Consider the following 25114-nt stretch of genomic DNA (forward strand, 5'->3'; position numbering starts at 1 on the left):
GCGTTGTCTTGTCGAAACGTCCTTTTCCTCCAGCCCGACCTCCTACCATGCCACGCCTCCACCTGCAACTCAACGACGCTCAGCGCCAGGATCTCGAACGCCTCACCGCTGCCGGTACCTTGTCCGCTCGGGTGTTCAAACGGGCCCGTGCGCTTCTTCTGCTCGACCAGGGCCACACCCTCGCGTCGGTTGCAACGCTTTTAAGCGTCTCGTCCAACAGCGTCGCCAACTGGCGTGACCGATTCGAAGAGGAGGCCCGCGCTTCGGTTACGGCGCTGGCCTGCTCGGAGCCGCCGACGGGCCACGCCCAGTGGACGCTTCGTCTCTTGGCCGACAAGGCGGTCGAGCTTGGCTACTGCTCCCGTATCTCGCATACCCATGTGGCCACGATTCTAAAAAAAACGAACTCAAGCCGCACTTGAAAAGACAGTGGTGCATCGGTAAGATCACCCCACGGTTCATCGCACAGATGGAACACCTGTTAGCGCTTTATCGCCGACCTTACGACCCAACCGAGCCGGTGGTCTGCTTCGACAAACGGCCCTGCTTTTTGATCGGAGACACGGTGGTCCCGCTGCCGATAAGCGAGGGCCAATCGAAGCGCGAGCACTACGAATACGAAAAACTTGGATCCTGCGTGTTGATGGTCGCGGTTGACCCCAAGGCTGGATGGCGCTTCACTCGGGTATTCAAACAGCGCCGCAAACAGGACTATGCCCGCTTCATGAAAGAACTCGCCGACACGTATCGGACCCATCGCCCCGCGGTGACGCGCGTCCACCTCGTGCAGGACAATCTGAATACGCATCATGCGGGTTCGTTCTACGAAAACTTCGACGCTGAGACCGCCCATGATCTCCAGCAATTCTACCGGTTCCACTTTACGCCGAAAGGAGCCAGTTGGCTCAACATGGTCGAGATTGAGCTCTCAGCGATCAGCCGGCAGTGCCTCGCGCGGCGCATCGCCAGTCAAAAGATGCTGGAACGGGAGGTGATGGTCCTCACCCGGGAGCGCAATGAAAAACAGATCACGATCCAGTGGGCCTTTACCGTAGAAACCGCCCGACAGAAGCTCAACCGGCACTACCAGGCCGCCCATCCAGACAACGCTATGTATCAAAAACTTAGTTGACAGTGTACTTAGTCATGTGATTCTCTCTTTCAGGTCTGTTTGCAGCGTGCTGGAGCAGACTCCTCGCTTTGCCGTCAGATAATGCGAAAATCGACAATTTCCGTAGTTTACCATGCCGATGTGACGTGTAGTCTTAGATATGAATAAACTCCGATATCGTGATCTTGCCACCGATGACAAGGTGCTTCGGGCTTACATGAGACTCACAAAACGACGAGTTCGAGACGTTATATCCGTTTTTTGAAACTGCTTGACAGTGTTACACTCGCTCACACACTCTGGAAAGCAAACATCGACAGTATGAGAGCAGAAAAGAGCGCACTCAAAAAACGAAGATAAACTACTGTGTGTGCTCCACTTATTGAAGACGGTTTCTCTGAAGTAAGTGCGCGTACCCACCCGCGTTAAGGCTGTACCACACTGGCTCTTGCTGTCCCGCCTTGAAGAAGCCTCTCGCGCAAGGTCAATATCCTTCAGCGGATCATTGACTCCAACCTCCAAAAGGATCGAAACAAGATTGAGCGGTTTTTTTCGGACGGATCAAACAATACTTGCGCATTGTTACTCGTTAAGAGAAGACTACGTGCAACTGTTTTAGCGTTCTTGCAAGTGACCTCTTTGAGTATCAGTTTGCTTTTCAGCACACTTTAGTGTAGCCAAAATCGCTACACTCCCACTTAAGATTCCTATGTTTTAAATTTATACAGGCTTTAATTGATCAACGCCTTATTCAAATTGCAGGGATAACCTTGCTTTCAGATTAAACTACATGGCTGCAGTAGAAATGATGGGTTTACCAGGCTCAGGTAAAAGTACCATTATCAATGCTATATCTAACGAAAAAATTGCCAATAGTAAAACTTTAACGTACAGTGAGTTTTATAGTCTTGATAAGAGCAAATACCTATACAAGCTCAATCATCTCATCCAAGTTTCAAAGTGGTTGCTTGGAAATCCGAATCACATCCATCTGCTTTTAAAAGTTTTGACTTACGAGGCTTCTGATGCTAGAACTCGGATTTTAAAGTACACCGATCTTTGTGCCCGTACACAACTTCACTCATCCCAAAATGAAATTGTTTTACTTGACCAAGGTCCCTTTCAAGCACTCTGGTCACTATTGGCAACTGAGTGTAAACTTGACGATAGACAGATTTGTACACTTATAACTGAACTTTACCCAGGTAGCACACCTGAAGTTCTCTGTTACCTTAAGATTCCAGCGGAGGAAGCAGTAGATCGCTTTACGACACGTAAAAATACAGGCGAAACACAGTTTGACCACTTAGACTCTACAGTACTGTACGAGAGGTACGAGAAAGCAACTCGTGTCTTTAGTAGACTCTTAAAAGCAGCAAAAGAGGTCGGAATATCGATAGTAGAACTATCTGCTTTGCGCCCTGCAGCTTGGAACGCGAGTCTTCTCGAAGAAAAGATAAGTGCATTACCGAGTGGCAAAACCAAGTAGAGCATGAAAAGGAAGTTGCGTCTTTCTGACGATAGGTGCTTGCCGCCAGCGATATTGGTTCCCCATTTTGTTCATGCCTCCCAGGGTAATTCGTGAGTTGTCGAATAGAGGGCTGAGGAAAGTTGACAAAAAAAGATTCGGGTGTGCGTTACAAGCACTATGAATAGTTTAAAACCGGTAGCACTATAGTTATGTGTAAACTGCATACACATGGACTATCGAGTCTGTAGGGAGATATTGATATCTACCGAAGCGTATCGCCTGCCCCGATGTTTTAAAGAACTGTGATACACTATGTAGCCGGGTAATCCAAGACCGTGATAGCCTACATAATCCAAAATGGCAAAATGTAAAAGCCGGTGATGTTGCGGCAGATTACTAAGACCCTATCCGAAAACCGGACACTGGCGCCAAACGATGAACGAACACGCCAGGTGAAGGAAGGCGAGAAAGTTGTCGAGTTTCTTCTCCCACTGGATGAGCAGGCGTCGGAATCGATTCATCCAACTTTAGGTTCGCTCACAGACCCATCGCCGGGCCCGGTATCCAGGCAAACGCAGATCCGTTTTTTTCTCGCCCCGACTTTTGATGTGATCGACTATCTGCACAAATCCGATCAGGGATCGAACGTCCGGATAGTCGTAGCCTTTGTCTGCGCAAAAGTGCTGCTGCTCGTCGGTCGGAAGGGGCGGAAGCAGAGGCATACTTTCAAGAACGGCTTCGACCTGCGTTTTGTCGTGCCGATTCGCTCCCGTTACGACCAGACCGATTGGGATGCCCGCCGCTTCGGTAAGAAGGTGCTGTTTTGTGCCCCGATCTGTGGGATTAGGGCCGGTTTTCTCTCCCCCAAGCGGGGCCTTTGTGATACATCCGTCGAGGGATTGCCATTCGAAATCCAGTCCGATGTCGGTGTTGTATTCGAGCAATCCTGTAGTCCAAAGCTCTCGGAAGACGCCGGCCTTTTGCCAAGCCTGAAACCGGTCGTGAGTCGTCGACCCGGCGCCGAGACTGCGAGGAATCGCTTTCCACTGACAGCCGGTGCGCATCAAATAAAACATCGCAAAGAAGGCTGTTCGGTTCGGCATCGGAGGACGCCCGCCTTTCGGGCGAGGCTTCGGTTCTGGAAGAAGGGGCTCGACGGCGAGCCAAAGCGACTCAGGCGGAAGAAAGTCAGGATCAACTCCAAATTCGAGCGTATAGGGATGCATCCGAGGCCTCCGTAGGAGAACGTGAAGGGGGGGAAGCGACCCTTTAACTCTCTACGGAGGTTTTCGGATGAGCACTAAGCTGCTGTATCACAGGCCAAGAGTCGCGAGAGGATGAGCGAATGGGTGGTAGCAGCACGCTGGTTGATAGGCGATTCTAGGCTCTGTTTGAAAAGTCTTGGATTGGGTATCTTAACGACTGCCGTACCAGTTTCTGATCACCAACTTCTGTTTTCCGATGCGCCGCTACGAACTCACCGACACACAGTGGGACCTGATCGAGGATCTGTTTCCCGAGCAGACCATGGGGCGGCCTCGCCTCGACGATCGTAGGCTGTTCAATGGCATTCTGTGGATTCTTTGCTCCGGGGCGGCGTGGCGCGACCTGCCCGAGCGGTACGGCAAGTGGCAGACGGTTTATTCGCGCTTTCGTCGGTGGGAAGCGATTGGCTTGTTCGACCGGATCCTTGACCGGCTGCAGATTGAACTCGACGAACACGGATTGATCGACTACGCGACTTGGATGGTTGACTCGACCTCCGTTCGAGCCAGCCGAGCTGCTGCGGGAGCGCCCAAGAAAAAAGGGGCTCGTGCGAGGCCCTTGGACGCTCGCGAGGCGGTTTGACCACCAAAATCCACCTTGTGTGTGACTCAGGCGGGGTGCCGCTAACTGCCTGTCTCTCTGCGGGCCAGCGCCACGACGGGCCTCATCTGAAGCCGCTGATGAACACGGTACGCATTCCGCGTCGCCAGCCGGGCCGCCCGCGCACACGTCCCGACATGCTGGTTGCCGACCGGGGATACGATGCCCAGCACATCCGGCACTATCTGCGGCGGCGTGGGATCCAAGCGATGATCCCGGAACGGCGCCCCGGAAGAGGGCGCAAGCGGCGCCGAAAGGGACGACCTCCGGTATTTGACAAGGGGATGTACGCAAAGCGAAACGTGATTGAGCGACTGATCGGCTGGCTCAAAGAGTGTCGCCGGCTCGCCACCCGCTATGAGAAGTATGCTCGGTGCTACTTGGCCATGGTCAAACTGGCGTTCACCCGACGCTGCTTTCGAAAACTCGAGTTTTCAAACACTGCCTAATAGTTTTGAGGGGATTGAAAAGGCCCTGCCCCAAATTGAGGATTGATGAAAGACTAATTGAGCTCAGCCGGAGCCTTGAGGTTTAACATAAGTTTTGTTTGCGATGTTCGACCATTTGACAATCATGGCTCACTTCCCGCTTACCCTTCGCTTCGTCTCTTCCGAAAAGCGAGCCGAACTCGACATACTCTACCGATGCACCCGTAACGCTCGGCTTCGTTCTCGCGTCCAGATAACCCTGTTCGCCCTTGAACAGGAGATGATTGCCTCCGAAATTACCGTGCTCGTTCGCGACTGTGAACAGACGATTCGTAATTGGATTAAGCGATTTAACGCTGAAGGCGTTGAGGGGCTCCGGAACCGCCCCCGAGCGATGATGGGGCAACCACATTCGCTTTGGGCTTTACAGCATCTGGCCAACTTTATGGCTGAAGAGACCGGGATTCGGTTCTCCTATCGAAGGCTTGCGCCTGATCCTCAAGGCTCACGACATTAAGATGAGTCGTCCGAAGCATACGATCAGCAGTCCGGATCCAGAATACATGCTAAAAAAAGACGATTGAAGCCTCTCGTGACCAACTGAAGACCGGAGACGTCTTTTATACGCCGACGATTTCAATATCAGTTGACATCTCATGCTAAAGGCGGTGTGGACCCCAAGAGTACAACAAATTATGATTCCAACCCTTGGCCGAACGAAAAGGCACTGCGGCATCGGAGCGGTGAATTATCATAGTGGCGAGACCCTTGTATTGGTACGGCGGCGCAAACGACGGAAGGAAATCGCTGAACTGCTGGAGGCGCTGCTCGAGAAGCATCCTCATGAGACGACGATCTATCTCGCCTGGGATAACGTCTTTACGCGCCAAGATGACGAAATCGAAACCGTCGTAGGCAGAGAACTGCTGGTCGGTTTCTCCTGTTGTACCTGCCGACCTACAGCCCATGGCTGAATCTGATCGAAATGCTCTGGCCTCATTTTCGTCGTGGGGTTACGCACTGTGAGCTTTTTGAAAGCCTTAAAGCGCTGATCGAGGCCAGTCTCAACTTCTTCCAGCAAAACAACGAAAGGCCCGATCGGGTCCTCTCAATCATTAGGGTTAACCCCCAACTTTCTTGACTGTACTTAAATCAGATGAAAATTCAGAAACTGAAAATGGTTAAAGTCAATCAAAACAGAATATGCTTTTTCCCAGGTACTATGGCATTAGGTGGGATTGGACGTCTAACGTTAAACTTGATGGAAGAACTAGTCTATCAAGGAAAAGACGTCGACTTGTTTCTAACTCACCGCAGAGGAAATTACATAGAAGATGTTCCGGAAGCTGTTCATATCTATTACGGAAAAGAGAGTTTAAAGTCCAGCTTATTCGTATATGGGAAATACCTAAAAAAAAGAAAGCCTTATGCAGTTATATCCTCTCGGCCTTACCTGAATATAGGAAATATTGTAGTTAATAAATTTTGTCGAAGTAATTCTAAAACTATAATAACATTTCATGTTAACGAGTCTGCTTCTGAAACTGAAAACCTCAAAAACAAAATAGCAAATATACTGGGAAGTTACTTGTACAGTTTGTCCGATAAAATAATAGCAGTTTCTGAAGGCGTAAAAAGGGATATTTGTTCTCGACTATTTATCAAAGAGAAAGATGTGGAGGTAGTTTACAACCCAGTGTACTCACCAAAAAACTACAACTCCAATCAAACTCCAGAATCAGATTGGATACGTGACCCGAACCTTCAAGTGATTTTAGGGGCGGGTCGCTTAAGAAAACAAAAAGGGTTTGATGTGCTGATAGAAGCCTTTTCGTTGTTAAAAGATAATAGCAAAAAAAGGCTTATAATTATTGGAGAAGGTGAAGAGCGGGATGCACTTGAGCAAAAAGTTAAAGCGCTATCACTGAGAGATAAGGTTTCTTTACCAGGGTTCCAGCAAGATCCATTTTCATATTACAGCAACGTTGATCTATATGTGATGTCATCTCGATGGGAAGGGTTTGGTAACACAGTCGTTGAAGCACTTGGTGCAGGTACGCCTGTTGTCTCGACAGACTGTCCCAGTGGGCCTGCTGAAATTCTAAACAGTCCTGATTTTGGCTCTCTTGTTCCCGTGGATGACCCAGAAACATTAGCACAGGCGATTGACAAAGAGTTAATAAAGGAACACGATAGTGAGATTCTCACTCGCCGGGCGCAAGACTTTTCGGTTTCCAAGATTGCAAACAAATACCTGGATATAATATATGAGAGTTAAACGTGTAAAGATGACCAGACTGTGGCCTGCAGGCATAGTAACACGACAAAAGTTGAACGTCTCTTCTAACGCGAGACCTAACCGATTCCGCATACGAGTATCGAGAGGGTTATCCATAGGATAAATGAGCGGCGGATCGTTGAAGCCTAAGTACCGGACAAAAATGCGGAGGGCGTTTGTAATGCTCGCAGACAGGCCTCGAACCCCTGATGTTGCCTTTCGAAGACCTCGATGATGAACTGCAGTCGGTCAGTCCGTACCGAAAGAGACTGCGTGCCCGTCGTTCGTGAGCCTTCTTTGCTGGAAGGCCTTCTGCTAACGCCCGCTTCTCTTCAACAAGGTGGCTCCATGCAAAGGCCAGCGCCAAGAGTACAATGAGGCGCCGAATGAGACTGGGCTTGGTCACATGCGTGGCCTCCAAAGTCGAAGCCGCGCGATTTAAGGGCTGCAAAGAGTGTTTCCACCTCCCAGCGCTGCTTATAAAGATGCGGGCCTCGGCACGGATCTAGTCCGGAAGTAGCCAGCACCAAAAGCTGATCCTTCAACGGCCTATTCCGTGCCCTAATCCGTCGAAGTGCAATCTGAACCTCGACGCTCAGATCACTTGTGCCTTGCGATGTGCCTTGAAGCCGAGGCGTTCCGAGGATCCGCCTCTCTCCCTTACTTAGTCCACGGGCATACATCTTCACAGGGAGCGCCGGCCCGTTCTCCGAATCGTTCTCCCCCATGAAAGCGTACCGTATGAGAAAGCACCGTCTAAGGGATTGGGAAGACGACGCCTCGATGCGAAATACCAATCATGAGCACATTGACGGGCGTCGATCCAAAATGCCACTCCGTTCGGTCCAGCACAAGCACATGCAGCGGATTCTGTGGAAGCAGATCATACAACAGCCGTGACACGGCGGTATAATCGACGGAGTAGTCTTCAAAAAGCGGCGAATGCGGCGGTAGTTGGAAGCCTCTGCGACCTCAGCCTTAAGCACGACCGCGATGTGGCGCAAATTGGAGGTCGTGAGTTGAAGAGTAGACAGGATAAAGCGTGCCATAAACTTCAGGCAGGCGCGAGATCTCACCCGAGGTGGGTCGCGAGAACGTTGATAATCGATTGACGTAGCCTCAAGCACAGGTCGCGATTGCTGTCGCGATCTGTATCGCTGTAGTGTAGGCCCGTTCTGTTTGTTAACACCCGTCTGAGTTTTGCCATGTACTGTGCGAATACAGTGGCCTATAATCTTAGACCCTGTTTGGGTTTTGGTTTGCAACCCAGCGGAGCCGCTCGTAGCCCAAAGTAAGAAATCAAAACAGGCTCTTAGTAATTAAAACAAAATAAGAATACTTATAATTATACAAAAATAATGATGCCAGTCGATGTGTTTTTAGCCTTTCGAAAAAGGCCAAAGTATGTAGCAGTAACGGGGCTTGTGATACTGTCAGGATTAGTTTTATTAGTGGCATTTCGCCCATCAATAGCAACTCTGTCTTTTCTTGCTGTAGTGGCATCTTTTGTTACTATCCAACGTCCTGATGTAGGAGTAAGTCTTTGGATTATGGCTATGCCATTAGAAAAACATATTATTAATTATATTGGTGTGAGTCCATTTATTATTCTCGTGCCTGCAGTTTTAACAGGTATATTTGGTTATGTAGCCTTAGGTGGACATTTGAGAATTAAAAATCATATGATCACATTTGCCCTTCTGCTAGGGGGGGCTTTTGTTATCTCCTCATTGGGTTCGTCTTTTCTTGACTACAATCAAGTGCGAGTTGTGATTTCCGCATTTCTTATGATTGTAATGAGTTCTCTGATTGCTTGGGTGATATACGCTAGGCACTTTGGTATGTGGGTAATAGGACATGCTGTAATATCGGCGGCATTGATAACGCTCATCACCGGGCTGATGCTCGGTGAGTTTACATGGCGCCTGCAAATAGCTGACAATGTCCGCACACTTGCAAACATTATCGGTATTGCATTAACTTTAGTTATTGCAATACTCATAAGTACAAGACCTAATGAAAGACGTTTTATTCCTTACCAAAACAATAAAATAATATTAGTATTTCTTTCAATTATTTTCGTTGCTGCGTTAGCCGCCACAGCATCACGGGGTGTAATTGGTGCCGTTTCCGTAACAATGCTAATCACAGTATTTGTTAATGTTATCTTTTCAAAATCTGACAGCCGTTTGCAAAATGTATGGGGTAGCATCGGACTCGTGAGTGTAATATCTATCATTGGTTTTATATTAGTCCCATACGTGGACGAGGTCTTTGCAGGAGGTCGTCTGTTAGAAAGAATCATGATAGCTTTAGAGAGGCCGGGGGAAAATGTGAGGTGGGCAATATGGAGCAGTGCGCTTGCTGAGATTCCGCAAATTGAATGGGTTTTCGGTGCAGGACCGGGTGCGTTTAGATCGCTTGCACAGTCCGCTGGGTATGACTTCTATGCTCACTCTGTGTATATAGATGTATTTGTTGGTGCTGGAGCAGTTGGACTCGGGACATTAATCGCTTACATCCTGTACATTTTCACCATGATAGTGAAGAGGGAGAGCTTGATCGGAATCTCGTTCTGGTTCTTCTTGATATTGGGTTTTGTAACGCATGGAAGTGTTTCAACTAAAGAGTTCTGGGTCGTACTCGGTATTGCTGCAGGGTTAAGTCTTAAAAAAGATGACCCAACTACTGCCGACTAAGACCCTATCCGAAAACCGGACACTGGCGCCAAACGATGAATGAACACGCCAGGTGAAGGAAGGCGAGAAAGTTGTCGAGTTTCTTCTCCCACTGGATGAGCAGGCGTCGGAATCGATTCATCCAACTTTAGGTTCGCTCACAGACCCATCGCCGGGCCCGGTATCCAGGCAAACGCAGATCCGTTTTTTTCTCGCCCCGACTTTTGATGTGATCGACCATCTGCACAAATCCGATCAGGGATCGAACGTCCGGATAGTCGTAGCCTTTGTCTGCGCAAAAGTGCTGCTGCTCGTCGGTCGGAAGGGGCGGAAGCAGAGGCATACTTTCAAGAACGGCTTCGACCTGCGTTTTGTCGTGCCGATTCGCTCCCGTTACGACCAGACCGATTGGGATGCCCGCCGCTTCGGTAAGAAGGTGCTGTTTTGTGCCCCGATCTGTGGGATTAGGGCCGGTTTTCTCTCCCCCAAGCGGGGCCTTTGTGATACATCCGTCGAGGGATTGCCATTCGAAATCCAGTCCGATGTCGGTGTTGTATTCGAGCAATCCTGTAGTCCAAAGCTCTCGGAAGACGCCGGCCTTTTGCCAAGCCTGAAACCGGTCGTGAGTCGTCGACCCGGCGCCGAGACTGCGAGGAATCGCTTTCCACTGACAGCCGGTGCGCATCAAATAAAACATCGCAAAGAAGGCTGTTCGGTTCGGCATCGGAGGACGCCCGCCTTTCGGGCGAGGCTTCGGTTCTGGAAGAAGGGGCTCGACGGCGAGCCAAAGCGACTCAGGCGGAAGAAAGTCAGGATCAACTCCAAATTCGAGCGTATAGGGATGCATCCGAGGCCTCCGTAGGAGAACGTGAAGGGGGGGGAGCGACCCTTTAACTCTCTACGGAGGTTTTCGGATGAGCACTAAGATATCTAAGCTTGCGACTAAGTAGAGCAGTAAAAGAACATTACGGGTCGGTGGCGATGAAGGCAATTGTGCTACTTCAGAGAATCAAGACGAATGTGCTATGTCCGAACGTGCCATGTCACACCGAACCATCCGTGAGCCGTCGGCAGACGAACGGGCCGAACTCCAGCGCACGAAGCGCGAGGAGATCGGTCGCGTGGCGATGCGGGCGCACATGATGCTGTTGTCCGACCGCGGTCTCTCGGCTTTCGACATCGCCGACTTACATGACGTGACGCATCCGACCGTCTACAAGTGGATGGACCGCTTCGACGAGGAAGGCCCCGAAGGTCTTTTTGACCGGGAGTGTGAAGGCCGCCCGCGCAAAATCGACGAGGATGTTGAACGCGCAATTGAGACGCTTCTGCAGTCGGATCCGGCCGAGGAGGGAGAGAACGCCTCGCGCTGGACAACACCGCGCATCGCGGTGTATCTGGAGCGCAAACTCAACGTGGACGTTCACCCGGAGACAGTTCGAGACGCGCTGAAGCGTTTAGAGTACAGTTGGACCCGTCCGCGGCGCCAGCTCCGCAAAGGCCCTGATTACGAAGAGCGCTTGGCCGAGCTCGCCGATCGGATTGGACGAGTGAGGCCGGAGATGACCGTTCTCTTCGCCGACGAGACGGAAGTGAAACGCTTCCCTCCGCTGCGGCGCATGTGGCAACCGGTGTGGCAATCGGTCGGAGAGCAGACGGCCGTCTGGGTGCCGGAGCAAAATGACGACTTCGCCCTCTACGGGGCGTTGGACATCTGCACCGGACAGACCTATGTCGAGGCCTTCGATCGGGAGGTCTCCGACCACACGATCGAGTTTTTGGAAACGATCCAGGCGGAGACCACGGGGAAGCTGCTTGTAATCTGGGATGAGGCCTCGTGGCACACTTCGAAACGAGTCCAGCGCTTCATCGAGGACCAGGAGCGCTTCGAGACGTTTAGGCTACCGAAGCGGGCCCCGGAAGCGAACCCGATGGAGTACCTCTGGCGCGAACTCAAAGAACAGGTGGCGGCGTGCCTGGAGCGAAGCCTCGACGCGCTTCGCCCGAGCTGTCGCCGGTACTTCCAGAACCTTTCGCCGCACCAGGCGCTCCGCACTGCGGGCATCGGCTACGAGTAATGTTTTTCTGTCGACCTACTTAGCAATTCCTCATTCCCGTTGACTGAGGTTTTTTAACTACTTCCGTGTCGAAGCTATCATAGCATTAACAAATATTTTCGCTATTTACCTTTATTGGTTGCGGGCGGCGACCGGTTGAGATCCGAAGGTTCAAGACAGGTTTATAATTAGCAGTAGATTAACTTAAAAAATAGCTAAACAGCGAATTTCCCAAGATACGCCCTTATGGCAAAAATTGCTCACTTGACGTCTGTTCACAAACCTTTCGATACGAGGATATTTCACAAGCAATGTAAGTCTTTGGCAGAGGTCGGGCACGAGGTGATTCTTATAGCTCCAACCTCATCCGACGATATCATAAAGGAGGTCCAGATTGTAGGTGTGGACCCTCCCAGAAATCGGTTTATCCGTGTCTGGAGGACTGCGCGCCAGGTAGTTCAACGAGCGCGAGACATGCAGGTAGATGTTTATCACCTGCATGACCCTGAACTTCTTCCCTGGGCTTGGATGCTACTTGATGGAAAAAGCGCAGTTATATATGACATGCATGAAGATCTTGTTGCTCAGATCCGAACAAAACAATGGATCCCAACTTCATTACGAACTCCTCTCAGTTGGGCTACTGAAATCGTAATGCGAATACTCTTGAAGGGATACCCTGTTATTTTTGCTGAGTTATCTTATAGGGACCGCTATGATTGGTTACAAAAAACTGCAACGGTCCAGAATATGCCAATTGTTACCAAGTTAACTGCTATAGATGAGCCCAAGCACTCGATTCCAACGCTTGGGTACATTGGCGGTGTGAGACCTGACCGGGGAAGTAATCTGACACTTCGTGCCATGAAAATTCTTCAAGAAGAGGGGTATGATATAGCCTGGGAGTGTGTTGGACCTGAGTCTCCTGATCATAAACAATCATTTACCGAGTTGCAAAGTCGGCTTGGAGTTGAGAATGTTCGGAGGGCTGGGTATTTGCAGCCGGAACAGGGATGGCGGCGGATGGCACGTTGTCATATCGGAATCGCAATGTTAGATAAATCCCCAAATTTTGTGGGTTCGTATCCTACAAAGCTCTTTGAGTACATGGCTCTTGGGTTGCCCGTTGTTACGTCCGATATCCCAATGTATCGGGAGGTTGTAGAGCAAACTGGATGCGGGATGGTCGCAGACCCAACAAGTCCTGAAGATTTTGCGGAGGCTATTGCCAAGTTGCTAGATGATCCTGATGAAGCCCGTCGGATGGGTAAAAGAGGACGAGAAGCTGTGAAGAAATCTTACAGCTGGACTCGAGAGCGAAAAAAGCTTGTCGAGTTCTATGATTCATCAGTGCTTGTTCAGAAAAACTATACATCATAGTCGTATGTGTCTTGGTTCCGAAAAGTCGGTTCAAGCATTTTGTCTTTTAGACGACCAACTCCCAGTGTTGTAGGATAGGAGGAGCAATTTTTTAGTAAAAATGAGCAATCCAGGGGTGAGAGATAGATACCGACGGGCTTCATATCCGATCTGATATTAGGTACGACGAGTGAGAACCTTTTCTTTGGTATAGGGAATGAAATACCGTTATCCCGTACTGATGACTGAGAGGTTAGCCCATCAGGTTTGTGATTTAGTTCATCGGACGTCGAAAACCTGTGACGTTCGTAGTGAGAAGGCACCTCAGCAAAGACCATATGCACGTGTTGGTGCCTTCTCTAACGACAATAAGCCCGTCGGGCCTGATGAGGCAATTTGAAAGGAAGGCCGTCTCGGAAGATCCCACAGGAATCTGAACACATTAGGAAGCAGTGCCGGGTGGGGACATTGGGGGACGCGAGGTTATTTTTTGTAACGGTGAACGGGTGATGTATGAAGAGATCCAAGACTACATTGCAGGCCACGACCAAGAGTCTACAGACACGAATTCGACAATCAGTGGTCGAGCTTTTGCCGACTTGAAGGGGGTAGTCTTCAAAACGATTAGTTACAGGTAAAAGACATCGTTCGCGGCCAGCGCACTCAATGCGGTCACAAGTCGGGTTTATTTGCATCCAGATGTGCAGGCAGAGCGCCATTCAGAGGGATACCGACTGGTTCAGGGAGGTGTTACTGCAGAAATTCGCACAGATCAGACAGCAATGGACTTGGAAAAGGGATGGTATTGTCCCGAGTTTGGTAAAGAGATTAAGCGAAGTGTACTGGTAATGCGAATGGAAAGCATACTACCGATGCAGTTCTCGTATATAATCACCTGGTAGAAAGAAGGTGTAAAACCATCATCTTGCCGTATCTTTTTCGACAAAAGGGGCTAACCCATGCGCGTCCTTCTGATCTCACAACACTTCCCACCAGAAACAGGAGCCACATCCAATCGCATGATTTCGATTGCGAAGGGGTTGCGCCGAGCCGGACACGAAGTGCACGTCATAGCTGAAAAACCCAATCATCCTGAAGGGGTTATTCGAGAGGGGTATCGCGGAAGAGCGTTTGAGGAGCGTCGCTACGAGGGAATTCCCGTCACGTACACTTGGGTGTACACCGACCCCAATAAGGATTTTATCAAGCGTCTTGCTTTTTATCTATCGTTTATGGGGATGGCCATTCTCGGCGCGATTCGGACGAAAGGGTCGTTCGATGTGGTACTGGCCTCGTCTCCGCCGCTTTTCGTGGGCATTTCCGGATGGCTGGCTGCACGATTGAAAGGAGCCAAGTTTGTCTTCGACGTGCGCGATCTCTGGCCTGACTTGGCTGTGGCCATGAATGAGCTTAGCAACCCAGCTACTATCCAGTTAGCCAAAGAATTGGAGTATTTCATCTATCGTCGAGCCGATGCAATTACGGCTGTTACGGAGGGGTTTTGTCTTGAAATTGAACAGGTCGTTGGGCCAAATACTCCTATGACACGTGTCATGAATGGAACAGTCCCAGAAACCTTCCAAAAAGATAAAGAGGGCGAGAGGCTTCGTGAAAAAGAAGGGATCGATGATCGTTTTGTTATCACCTATGCTGGTAATATCGGCATTTGCCAGGGGCTAGACCATATCCTTAAGGCAGCTGCCCGCCTGCAACAAGAGCTTCCCCATGTACTTTTTCAGTTTGTCGGAAGTGGACCTGTAAAGCAGGATTTGGTTGCAGAAGTGGAGCGAAGGGGCCTTGAAAATGTTCGTTTTCATCCCAGAGTACCACTTGACCAAGCTGCAATTCGCATGGCAGCATCTGATGCACTGCTCGTTCCTTTAGCGGAGCACGAGATCTACCGTATGTTTATTCCTTCGAAGCTCTTTGACAGTATGGCTGTTGGATGTCCGGTCTTGCTGTCTGTCGATGGGGAGGCTCGTTCCATTTTGGAGGACGCCAATGCTGGGCGATACTATCCAGCCGAAGATGCTAAGGAATTGGTAAATGAGGTGCAGTGGCTTGTCGAAAACCCAGAGGAGAGAAGGGCTATGGAAAAGCAAGGTCGGAATTTTGCACGTCGTAACTGCACGCGGAAGGCGCAAGCCGAACGAATGGTTGGGTTCTTGGAGCAGATAGCTGAAGAGTAATATGGCTAACGAAGCTAAAAATGGTTCACACGTCTTTTCCATTGATGTGGAAGACTGGTACCAGGGCATCGAGATTCCCCGGAACCAGTGGGGCGGCTTTGAGAGCCGTGTCGAGGTCAGCATGGGACGGCTGCTCGACCTCATGGCTTGCTACGATGTGAAGGCTACTTGCTTCGTACTAGGTAAGGTGACGGAGGAGCATCCTGAGCTCGTTCGTCGCATTCACGCGGCTGGGCACGAGATCGCTACACATGGTTACTCACACGAGAAAGTATACGACCTCTCTCCAGAGCGATTTCGCGAAGAACTTCGATACTCCATTGATCTTCTCCAGGAGCTAACTGGGGAGCCGGTTCTCGGTCACCGAGCGCCTTATTTTTCAATCACCGAAGAGTCGCTGTGGGCTCTCGATATTCTGCAAGAGGAGGGCATCCAGTACGATTCAAGCATACATCCTGTCTTCAACTATCGTTACGGCATCCCCGACGCCGAGCGTCAACCCTCGACGATCATCACACCCAATGGTGCAACACTATTGGAGGCACCTGTAGCCACGTATCCGATGCCCAGTCCTCTTCCAGATATAAACGTCCCGTGTGGAGGTGGGGCCTACCTGCGCATTTACCCGTACCGGCTCCAGCGCTGGTTCCTCCATCAGCTCACTCAGCGCGGTGAGCACGTGGGAGTCTACATACATCCGTGGGAGGTCGACCCGGATCATCCGCGAATCGATCTTCCGTTCCGCGTCAGTGCCACGCACTACTGGAACCTGGACTTCACCTATGCAAAGCTGGAGCGCCTCTTCCAGGACTTTACGTTTCAGCCGTATCGCGAGGCGTTTAGCGATGAATTAGAGATGGTAGCGTCATGAGAATATTTCTATTAACTCAACCGGATGCGTTCTACATTCCAAAGCTCCTCGACCGGTTCATGGAAGACAAACCAGAAGAGGCTAAAATTGTAGGTGCATCTGTACTCAAAGGGGAGATTGCTGCGAGTAACGTGACCGATTACATGAAGCTACTCGGTGTCCGCGGCACCCTTATCAATGGATTCGAGTTTGCTCGCTACAAGTTTTTCGACCTGATTGACCAGGTGAGTGGTCTCGATGGACTTTATTCCGTCCGAGGAGCGCTTCGAAAGCATCAGATTCCAGAACACACGCCTGAAGACATCAATGACTACTCTTTCCTGCGCAAGCTTGAGAGACAAGAGGTTGACCTCGTAATCTCAATCGCCTGTCCACAAATTGTCCGCGAGGACCTGCTTGATTTGCCTTCGGAAGGAGTTATCAATATTCATGGTGCCTTGCTTCCGAAGTATCGTGGCAAGCTACCGAGTTTCTGGGTCTTGGCTAACGGAGAAGAAGAAACCGGCGTCACCGTTCACTACATGAACGAGAACCTTGACGACGGTCCAATCATTGTTCAAAAAAGGGTTCACATTGAGCCAGACGACACGCTACATTCTCTCGTGCTCAAATCCAAAGTCGGATATGGGGCGTCGGCTTTGGCAGAGGCTGTAAAACGCATCATGGATGGAAATGTCAAAACTCGGTCCAATGATGAAGAGGAGGCTACCTACTTTTCATTTCCGACAGATGAAGCCATCGCTCGCTTTCGAGATAGCGGACGTAGAATTCGATAGCCTAAATTCCTAACTATTCGTTTCCATGAAAGTCATTAACGTCGTCGGTGCACGTCCCAACTTTATGAAGGTCGCGCCCCTACACCGTGCTTTTCAAGAAGCAGGTATTGATTCGGTTATAGTGCATACCGGGCAGCACTACGATGAGAGGATGAGCGATATCTTCTTTACACAGCTGGAAATGCCCGAGCCTGATGTATACTTGGGGGTTGGGAGCGGCTCACACGCCGAGCAGACGGCTCGTATCATGACGGCGTTCGAGACGGTGGTTGAGGATGAAGCCCCTGACTTGGTGCTCGTTGTGGGAGATGTGAACTCCACGGTGGCGTGTAGTCTGGTGGCCACGAAGATGCACATCCCCGTAGCTCATGTTGAAGCAGGACTACGCAGTGGCGACCGGCGTATGCCCGAAGAGATCAACCGCATTGTCACCGACAGCATTGCAGACTTCTTGTTTGTTACGGAAGAGAGCGGCGTCGAAAACCTGAAAGGAGAGGGCGTGCCCGACGAAAAAGTCGCTTTTGTGGGCAACGTGATGATCGACGCACTTGTCGCGTTCCGGAAAAAAGCGGCACAGACTACCATCCTGGAAGATCTCGACGTAGACGCTGGGGCGTACGTGGCTATGACTATGCATCGTCCGTCTAATGTTGATAACCGGGAGGGGGTCGAAGCCTTGCTAGCAACCATTCAGTGTGTGGCTGAGTCGTATCCTGTTGTATTCCCTATGCACCCACGTACGGCGAATCGATTTGACGAGTTTGGGCTTGCAGATGAGGTTGAGAACACGGAGAACCTGACGGTGCTTGAGCCTCTTGGGTATCTGGAGTTCCTGCGTTTGATGGAGCATGCAGGGGTTGTTGTCACGGACTCGGGAGGTATTCAAGAAGAGACGACTTTCTTGCAAGTGCCGTGCTTAACTCTGCGTGATAGCACTGAGCGTCCGATTACAGTAGAGCAGGGTACGAACGAGTTAATGCCTCTCGATGCAGAAAAGGTTGCAGCACGCGTAAAAGAGTTAATGCAACAGTCGAAAACAGAAGGCCGCGTTCCTCCATTATGGGATGGCAAAGCATCAGAGCGGATTGTGGAAACGTTGACGGCTGCGCTTAAGAATGGTGCTGCATAGGGCACCGCAAAACCTAAGATATACATGTAGTTGATTTGACCATTTCCGTTCGTGCAGATCCATACGCCATGTCTTTGAGTACACTTTCCAAAATTATTGTAGCTCTGCTGTGTTGGTTGGCAATTGGGGGACAGCAAGCTGTGTGCGCGCAGGACTCTTCATCTGTGCAGGTAGAGTACAGAGCGTACACGGTTGGGTATGGAGCTGCGCAGGGAGGAACTCCATTCTGGCATCACGCAAATACGTACGGACAGATTCCAGCACGGTCACGGGCAAGTAGTCTGACCGGAGTACGAGGAGAACTCCCTTACCGCACATGGAGAGGTCTTGATTGGGCCGCCGGCGCTGAACTAACAGCACGTATCTCAGACGTTCAGAACACCACCCACTTCACGCAGCTCTACGGAGCACTCCAGTACCAGGGGCTACGTCTACGTATCGGACGCTTTCGTCACACTGTGGGAGGGACAGCCGAGTCGCTTTCGATGGGCTCTATGATGATTGGTGGTAATGCAACGCCGATCCCCAAAATCGAACTCTCAACGCCCGGTTTCTTCGATATCCCGCTATCGGAGGGGCGACTTCAAGCCCAGGTGTATTGGTCAGAAGGGCAACTGGAATCGAATCGTCATATCCCGAGTGCTCGTCTGCATCAGAAGGCACTGCACCTGAGGGCGCTTGTCGGAAACGTACGGATCGTTGGTGGAGTGATTCAGAGTCTCCAGTGGGGAGGGGAGAACCGACCCAACGGATGGAGCCAGTATCGCGACATACTTTTCAGCCCCAAAGGCGGTGGTGGGGAAAACACGGTTGCTGCGTACGAGGCGGGTGTTGAACTTCTTCTGGATGAATGGGAGTTTCAGGCCCATCGTCAGTTCTTTATGGAAGACTGGATTGGGCTTTTTCTGCGAAGCCCATGGGATGGTATCTGGAGTATCGGAGCACAGCGTTCGTCCGATAGTCCCAAATGGGTTGAAGGTATCCAGTATGAGTTTATGAACACAATCCAGCAGGATGCCTTACCCGGGCTCCCGAAAGGCAGAGCAGGATACTATACACATCACACCTATCGAAGTGGGTGGACATACCATGGCAATGTGATTGGTAACGCGCTCATCCGTAATCCGCAGTTCCGGTCTCTCGGGCAGGCCCTTGATGAGACTCCTAACACGATGGTCATTGCACACCACCTTGGAGTTAAAGGCACGCCGGCGACGCGGCTCAACTACGAGGCACGATTCACCTACAGCCGCAATTACGGCATCTGCCAAGACCAGATTATCTCAGGTGCTGGAGCATGCAGGATAGGATCAAGTGATACAGTCCCTCCTGATCTCGAAACCATCCCCCGCAGCGAACTCCGCCAGGACCAGTACGCGACGCTTATTGATACGCGGTATCTGCTATCCGAGACGTATGGCATGCGCCTGCGTAGCTCGGTGGCCGTAGACTGGGGCGCCTTTGACGGTACGCAGGTGGGGTTCATGCTGGGCTTGCAGTGGGATGGAACGGTCTCGCTGTAGGAGACAGAGGCACTGCGTATCGAGTGTACTTGGCTCTCTTCAGAAAGGAGTACCGGCATCAACAAGAACGTTTGTTTTGGATCCCGATTTGCGGGCCGTTTACTATGTAGCTTGCTGCAAATACATGTACACCTTGTCATCGCGAGTGAGCGGAGCGAACGCGGCGATCTCATCCCGCCGAGCAGGAACTGATGCTCGTTTGAAGCGCATCGATCACTTCGTCCTGGGTCCTCGCAATGACAATTCCGTTACGTCACATCCCGTGTAGAATGCATATGAAGCGTTTCCACCACAAACTTCCTACAATATTGATGCATATCGGACGACAGTGCGGCGGCGTTCTTGTATGCTATTAAGCAGTCTCATCCTATGCACACCCGTATCACACCCGTTCATGCACTATCTCATTACCGGCGGCGCCGGGTTTATTGGGAGTCATCTGGCCGATCACTTGCTGGCGCAGGGGCATCATGTTCATGCGTTTGACAACCTATCGACTGGCCAGCTCGCCAATGTTGCGCATCTGGCCGACCACGATCGATTTACCCTGACGGTTGGTGATGTGTGCAATAAGCCTGCGCTCGAAGCGGCGGCCGATGGGTGTGACCGTATTGTACATCTGGCGGCTGCGGTGGGGGTGAAGCGTATCCTGGAGCACCCGGTCGAAACGATTACTACAAATGTACGCGGCACGGAGCACGTGCTTGAGATTGCCCATGCCCGCACGCTTCCCACGCTGATCGCTTCCACGTCAGAAGTATACGGAAAGGCGCTGGAGACCGTCCCAGATATCGAGACGCTTGCGGAAGACGGGCCGTGGGTGCTTGGCTCCACCTCAAAACGGCGCTGGGGCTACGCGTGCACCAAAGCGATGGATGAGTTCCTTGCGCTCGCCTATGCCGATGAGCGTGGGCTTCCCGTTGTGGCCGCGCGTTTCTTTAACACGGTCGGGCCGCGCCAGACGGGGCAGTATGGCATGGTGGTGCCTTCGTTTGTCGACCAGGCGCTCGCCGGAGAGCCCATCACGGTCTATGGGGATGGCGAGCAGACCCGCTGCTTTACACATGTGCTCGACGCGGTTGAGACGATCGATGCCCTCATGAATACCGAAGGCACCGACGGCGAGGTGTTCAACATCGGACAGCCCACGCCGGTCTCAATCAATACGCTGGCCAAGCGCGTGCGGACGCTCACGGAGGCAACGGTGCCGATTAAGCATGTGTCCTACGAGGAGGCGTACAGCGAAGGGTTCGAGGATATGCGGCGCCGTACGCCCGACATGGCGAAGCTGCAGGCGGCTATCGGGCAGCAGCCGTATCGCGATCTGGATACCATCTTGCGCGATGTAATCGACCACGCAAAAACAAGTGCCGGCCACATGGCAGATGCACAGAACGGATCCGCACTGACGCCGGCATCCTTCAATAGTCCCAGTACACCCAGCACGGCGTAAAATAGAACCGTGCGCCGAATGAATCGCATCCCTCTGCCGCAAGAAGACGTTTGGTGGGATGCAAAAGTTAGAATATATGTATTGTTAGGAGCACTGACGACGACGCGCCACAAGTGTGGCGAACGAGTGCTCCTGGGGCCGAAGGTCATGCCCCTGGTGCAAATTGCCCCCGATATCGGCCCGTAGCCCCGGCTACGAACCGCCATCGTGGTCCAATTTTCGCTGCAGCAGCGCTCGCTCTCGCCTACAAACCAAACCCCAAACAGGCTCTAAGCGTCGGAAAGAAGCGTCGGAAAGAAGCGTCGGAAAGAAGCCTGGGGCCGCTTCGACCTCTCTTTGACGCATCCTTTAGTACAGGCACCGCTCACTTCCGCCTGAACGACATTCTGTACGTAACTCTCCAACGCACATGGTTGATACGATACTACATGCAGCACAACAGGTCGGTGCGGATGCGGCGAGCATCGCGTTCATCGCGACGCTCCTGGCCACACCGCTCGTGATTCGCGGAGCACGGCGCATGGGGTGGGTCGATCAGCCCCGCGAAGACCGGTGGCATGCTACGCCAACGGCACTCATGGGGGGCATCGCGCTGGTGGCGGCCGCGTTTATTGGAGCGCTGGCGAGCGGGTCGCTCTTTACGCTCCCGGCTGTATGGGCGGGCGGAGCGTTGCTTTTTGCGGTCGGGATGTACGACGACCTCAACGGCGTATCTCCCGCTGGAAAGCTCATCGCGCAGATCGCAGCTACAGCGCTGCTTATGATGGAGGGCTACCTTTTCGGGAGCGGATGGCACTGGGCCATTGCCGGACCGCTTACGCTTCTCTGGGTGGTGGGCATTACCAACGCGATCAATCTACTCGACAATATGGATGGCCTGGCATCGGGCATTGCGGGCATTGCCGCGGTCGTGCTGCTCACCGTAGGCATGGTCACAGAGGTGTCGTTCGTCGTGAGTGCAATGGCTGCCGTTGCCGGGGCTGCCTTCGGGTTTCTCATGTTTAACTTCAAGCCCGCCCGCATCTTTATGGGCGACTGCGGAAGCCTCTTCCTTGGATTCATGCTGGCTGCCGGCGCGCTCGTGGTGCAGTCTGAAGCACCAGTCAACGCACCGTTCGCCGTTGCGCTGCTTCCGCTCGCCGTGCTTGCCGTTCCGATTCTTGACACGACCCTCGTAACGCTGGTCCGGAAGTGGGTGGGGCGCCCGGTTTCGCAGGGAGGGCGCGACCATACCTCGCACCGGCTTGTGTTTCTGGGGCTTTCTGAGGCGCAGGCGGTGCTTACGCTGTATGCGATCAGTGCGGCGGGTGGGGGACTCGCACTTGCGCTGCTCTTTATCGACACTCTGCTCTTCTACGCGCTGTCGGCCTTCGCTGCGATAGCGCTTACGGTCTTCGGTATCTACCTGGCTCGGGCCAACGTATACGCTGAAAATGGATCGGCAGCCGACACGCGCGGCGATGGCTCGCCGCTGTACGGGGGGGAGAATGCAAAGACATCGCACGCCCTGTACCGCCTCTTTGGACACCGCTGGAAGGCGGTGTTCGGGGTGTTTGCCGACAGTGCGCTGCTGGCAGCGGCATTCATTGTGGCGCACTACCTGCGCTTTGAGCAGGGACTCACCTCTGTTCAGGAAGACCGGATGCTACAGGCGCTGCCGCTCATCGTAACGGCGAAGATCACGGTGTTCGCGCTGATGGGCATGTACCGCGCCATCTGGCGCCATGCTGGCACGCCCGAAATCGTGCGCACGGTCGGCGCGTCGCTACTTGCGTCGCTCGCCGGCATAGCTGTGTGGGCCGGACTCTTCTCTACGGCTACCCTGTCGGTGTCGGTCTGGTTTATCGACTGGATGATTGTGACGCTCGCGGTGATCGGCGCACGATTTGGCTTCCGTGGGCTCCGGCAGTACTTTCTCAGCCAGTCAAGCGAGGGCAAGCGCGCTCTGATCTATGGTGCGAACGACTCGGGGGCCCTGCTCCTGCGCGAAATCCGGCAGACTGCAGACCTGTCATACAACCCGGTCGGATTCGTGGACGACGATCCGCTGAAGAGTGGGCAGCGCATTCAGGGACTTACCGTAGTAGGAGTCGGCGACCGGCTGGCCGGGCTCTGCCGGATGTACAACATTGATGTGGTGCTGCTCTCGCTACGTGCCATGACCTCGGAAGAACGGTCAGACGCCCTGCGTCATATCAAGGAAGCCAATGTGCCGTGCCACGTGCTGCAGATGACGCTGTCAGATGCGGTCGACGAAACGACAGACCAGGGCACACCTGAGATGAGGCCGACCTCTTGACGCGGCATACCCCGTGGCACAATGATAACTCCATAGCGTAAAGGCAATACATATGCCTCCCCAATTACTTTTTACATCCTCAGTCAACACCTCGACATATGAACTCCAACGGACAACAGCCCGATGTGGCCTCCACACTTCTTCAAGCGCTCAATAACCAGTCGGCCACGATTGGCGTTGCTGGACTCGGATACGTCGGGCTCCCGCTTGCCGTAGAGTATGCCGCGGCCGGGTTTGAAGCGGTCGGCATTGAGCTCAACGAGGCGCGCACGGCTCAGTTGAACGCGGGTACAAACTATATCGACGATCTTGATGATGCGGAGGTCGCCGGGCTTGTCGATCGCGGTACGCTGCGGGCAACGACCACATACGATGAGTCCGCCGACATCGACGTGTTCTTCCTGTGTGTGCCCACGCCAGTGACCGAGCACAAAGAGCCCGACACAAAGTACATCGAATCGTCGACGCGTTCGATCGCCGAACACCTGCGTCCGGGACAGCTCATCATCGTGAAGAGCACAACTTATCCGGATACGACCGAAGGCATAGTGCAGCCAATCCTGGAAGAAGCTGCCGCTGAGCGTGGGCTTACGCTGGGAGAAGATTACTTCCTGGCGTTCAGTCCGGAGCGGATTGACCCGGGCAACAAGGAGTACACGACCGCAAACACACCGGTGGTGGTAGGCGGAGTGACCGATTCGTGCACGAGGGTTGCCGAAGCGGCGCTGCATGCGATCATTGAACACGTGCATGTGGCCCCCTCGCCGAAGGTGGCCGAGATGGAGAAGCTGCTCGAAAACATCTTTCGCTCGGTAAATATCGCGCTGGTGAACGAACTCGCGAAGCTCTGCGACCGCATCGAGGGGCTTTCGATGTGGGACGTAATCGAGGCTGCGAAGACGAAGCCGTTCGGGTTCATGCCGTTCTACCCGGGTCCGGGGCTGGGTGGCCACTGCATCCCCATAGACCCGTATTACCTGTCGTGGCTCGCCCGGCGCTACGATTTTGAGACCAGCTTCATCACGCTTGCGGCACGGGTCAACGAGAGCATGCCGTACTACGTAGCCGAAGCGGTGGTTGAGCAGATTGCACGACAGCCGGTGCGACTCAGCGATGCGACCGTGCTTGTCCTGGGCGTGGCCTTCAAGGGCAACGTCGACGACACGCGCCACTCGCCTGCCGAGACGGTCATCCGTCTGCTCCGCGAGAAAGGCGTAGACCGGGTTGCATTTGCCGACCCGCACGTAGAGGCGTTCGCCGTGCACGGCCCGAATGGCAGTACGACCCCCGTTACCAAGAAGCAGCTGACGCCCGAGGTCTTGCAGGCGCACGACGTGGCAGTGCTCATCACAAATCATGAAGCATTCGATACCGAGCTCATCGCCACCCACGCCGATTCGATCGTTGACACCCGTAACGCGCTCAGCGACATCCAGGACGAGCGCCGCGAGAAGATCCACCTGCTCGGAGGCGGATCGCAGAACGGAATTGCTACGGCTGCACGATCGGACACGCCGGCTGCTGCTAATCTGTCGCAGTAGGTGTCTGCCAGGGGCCGTGTCGTTGGCACACGAGCCGTTGGTGACGCTGGCGGTGCCGGATGCGTGCAACAACGAAACGCGCCGG

17 protein-coding genes and 4 pseudogenes are annotated in these 25114 nt (G+C 52.6%); 19 read left to right on the plus strand and 2 right to left on the minus strand.

Translation table 11 applies throughout. The features are described from left to right. The first annotated feature begins 47 nt into the window (after positions 1 to 47). The 3 genes from ACZ48V_RS04405 (at position 48) to ACZ48V_RS04415 (ending at position 2600) form a co-directional block, all read left to right on the plus strand. Positions 48 to 422, plus strand: a complete 375-nt coding sequence (locus ACZ48V_RS04405) for a helix-turn-helix domain-containing protein (RefSeq protein ID WP_464541972.1) — start codon at positions 48 to 50, stop codon at positions 420 to 422. Continuing rightward, positions 311 to 1132, plus strand: coding sequence for an IS630 family transposase (locus ACZ48V_RS04410; protein WP_464541974.1), 822 nt, complete (start codon positions 311 to 313; stop codon positions 1130 to 1132). The genes ACZ48V_RS04405 and ACZ48V_RS04410 overlap by 112 nt, the downstream gene beginning before the upstream one ends. 769 nt (positions 1133 to 1901) lie before the next feature. Continuing rightward, positions 1902 to 2600: a hypothetical protein gene (locus ACZ48V_RS04415; protein WP_464541976.1), complete on the plus strand. Its 699-nt coding sequence runs from the start codon at positions 1902 to 1904 to the stop codon at positions 2598 to 2600. A 386-nt stretch (positions 2601 to 2986) separates the two neighbouring features. Here the strand turns inward: ACZ48V_RS04415 and ACZ48V_RS04420 are convergent. Further along, positions 2987 to 3808 (minus strand): annotated as a pseudogene (locus tag ACZ48V_RS04420) (IS5 family transposase). Between the two features lie 301 nt (positions 3809 to 4109). Here ACZ48V_RS04420 and ACZ48V_RS04425 point away from each other — a divergent pair. From ACZ48V_RS04425 to ACZ48V_RS04450, 6 genes and pseudogenes are all read left to right on the plus strand, one after another. Next, positions 4110 to 4897, plus strand: a pseudogene (locus ACZ48V_RS04425) (IS5 family transposase). Positions 4898 to 5021: 124 nt separating this feature from the next. After that, positions 5022 to 5294 (plus strand): annotated as a pseudogene (locus ACZ48V_RS04430) (helix-turn-helix domain-containing protein); the annotation flags it as partial. Between the two features lie 277 nt (positions 5295 to 5571). Next, positions 5572 to 5850, plus strand: a complete 279-nt coding sequence (locus ACZ48V_RS04435) for a hypothetical protein (RefSeq protein WP_464541978.1) — start codon at positions 5572 to 5574, stop codon at positions 5848 to 5850. After that, entirely contained in the window at positions 5820 to 6017 is a 198-nt protein-coding gene (locus ACZ48V_RS04440; protein WP_464541980.1) for a transposase, read from the plus strand. The genes ACZ48V_RS04435 and ACZ48V_RS04440 overlap by 31 nt, the downstream gene beginning before the upstream one ends. Positions 6018 to 6032: 15 nt before the next feature. Further along, the gene (locus ACZ48V_RS04445; RefSeq protein WP_464541982.1) at positions 6033 to 7154 is read left to right on the plus strand and encodes a glycosyltransferase; all 1122 of its coding nucleotides are present in this window, start codon (positions 6033 to 6035) and stop codon (positions 7152 to 7154) included. 1358 nt (positions 7155 to 8512) lie between these two features. Next, positions 8513 to 9853 (plus strand): O-antigen ligase family protein, encoded by a 1341-nt coding sequence (locus tag ACZ48V_RS04450; RefSeq protein ID WP_464541984.1) that lies wholly within the window; start codon positions 8513 to 8515, stop codon positions 9851 to 9853. 4 nt (positions 9854 to 9857) lie between these two features. Here the strand turns inward: ACZ48V_RS04450 and ACZ48V_RS04455 are convergent. Beyond that, positions 9858 to 10679: pseudogene (locus tag ACZ48V_RS04455) on the minus strand (IS5 family transposase). Between the two features lie 193 nt (positions 10680 to 10872). On the opposite strand from ACZ48V_RS04455, the gene ACZ48V_RS04460 reads away from it, so the two are divergent. The 10 genes from ACZ48V_RS04460 (at position 10873) to ACZ48V_RS04505 (ending at position 25029) form a co-directional block, all read left to right on the plus strand. Beyond that, a complete protein-coding gene (locus tag ACZ48V_RS04460; protein ID WP_464541986.1) occupies positions 10873 to 11910 on the plus strand; it encodes an IS630 family transposase in 1038 nt (345 codons plus the stop codon). A gap of 225 nt (positions 11911 to 12135) precedes the next feature. Continuing rightward, a complete protein-coding gene (locus ACZ48V_RS04465; protein ID WP_464541988.1) occupies positions 12136 to 13269 on the plus strand; it encodes a glycosyltransferase family 4 protein in 1134 nt (377 codons plus the stop codon). Between the two features lie 998 nt (positions 13270 to 14267). Beyond that, positions 14268 to 15437: a glycosyltransferase family 4 protein gene (locus tag ACZ48V_RS04470; RefSeq protein WP_464541990.1), complete on the plus strand. Its 1170-nt coding sequence runs from the start codon at positions 14268 to 14270 to the stop codon at positions 15435 to 15437. Between the two features lies 1 nt (position 15438). Next, complete coding sequence (locus ACZ48V_RS04475; protein ID WP_464541992.1) at positions 15439 to 16308, plus strand: XrtA system polysaccharide deacetylase; 870 nt, start codon at positions 15439 to 15441, stop codon at positions 16306 to 16308. Between the two features lie 59 nt (positions 16309 to 16367). Next, positions 16368 to 17084 (plus strand): methionyl-tRNA formyltransferase, encoded by a 717-nt coding sequence (locus tag ACZ48V_RS04480; protein ID WP_464541994.1) that lies wholly within the window; start codon positions 16368 to 16370, stop codon positions 17082 to 17084. A gap of 25 nt (positions 17085 to 17109) precedes the next feature. Continuing rightward, a complete protein-coding gene (gene wecB / locus ACZ48V_RS04485) occupies positions 17110 to 18213 on the plus strand; it encodes a non-hydrolyzing UDP-N-acetylglucosamine 2-epimerase (protein WP_464541995.1) in 1104 nt (367 codons plus the stop codon). A gap of 68 nt (positions 18214 to 18281) precedes the next feature. Further along, positions 18282 to 19736 carry a capsule assembly Wzi family protein gene (locus ACZ48V_RS04490; RefSeq protein ID WP_464541997.1) on the plus strand — a complete coding sequence of 485 codons (1455 nt, stop codon included), beginning with the start codon at positions 18282 to 18284 and terminating at the stop codon, positions 19734 to 19736. A gap of 394 nt (positions 19737 to 20130) precedes the next feature. Then, positions 20131 to 21189 carry an NAD-dependent epimerase/dehydratase family protein gene (locus tag ACZ48V_RS04495; RefSeq protein WP_464541999.1) on the plus strand — a complete coding sequence of 353 codons (1059 nt, stop codon included), beginning with the start codon at positions 20131 to 20133 and terminating at the stop codon, positions 21187 to 21189. Between the two features lie 409 nt (positions 21190 to 21598). Next, a complete protein-coding gene (locus ACZ48V_RS04500) occupies positions 21599 to 23488 on the plus strand; it encodes a hypothetical protein (RefSeq protein ID WP_464542001.1) in 1890 nt (629 codons plus the stop codon). 98 nt (positions 23489 to 23586) lie between these two features. Next, positions 23587 to 25029 (plus strand): nucleotide sugar dehydrogenase, encoded by a 1443-nt coding sequence (locus ACZ48V_RS04505; protein WP_464542003.1) that lies wholly within the window; start codon positions 23587 to 23589, stop codon positions 25027 to 25029. Positions 25030 to 25114 lie beyond the last annotated feature (85 nt).

Source organism: Longimonas haloalkaliphila (genome assembly GCF_055379825.1).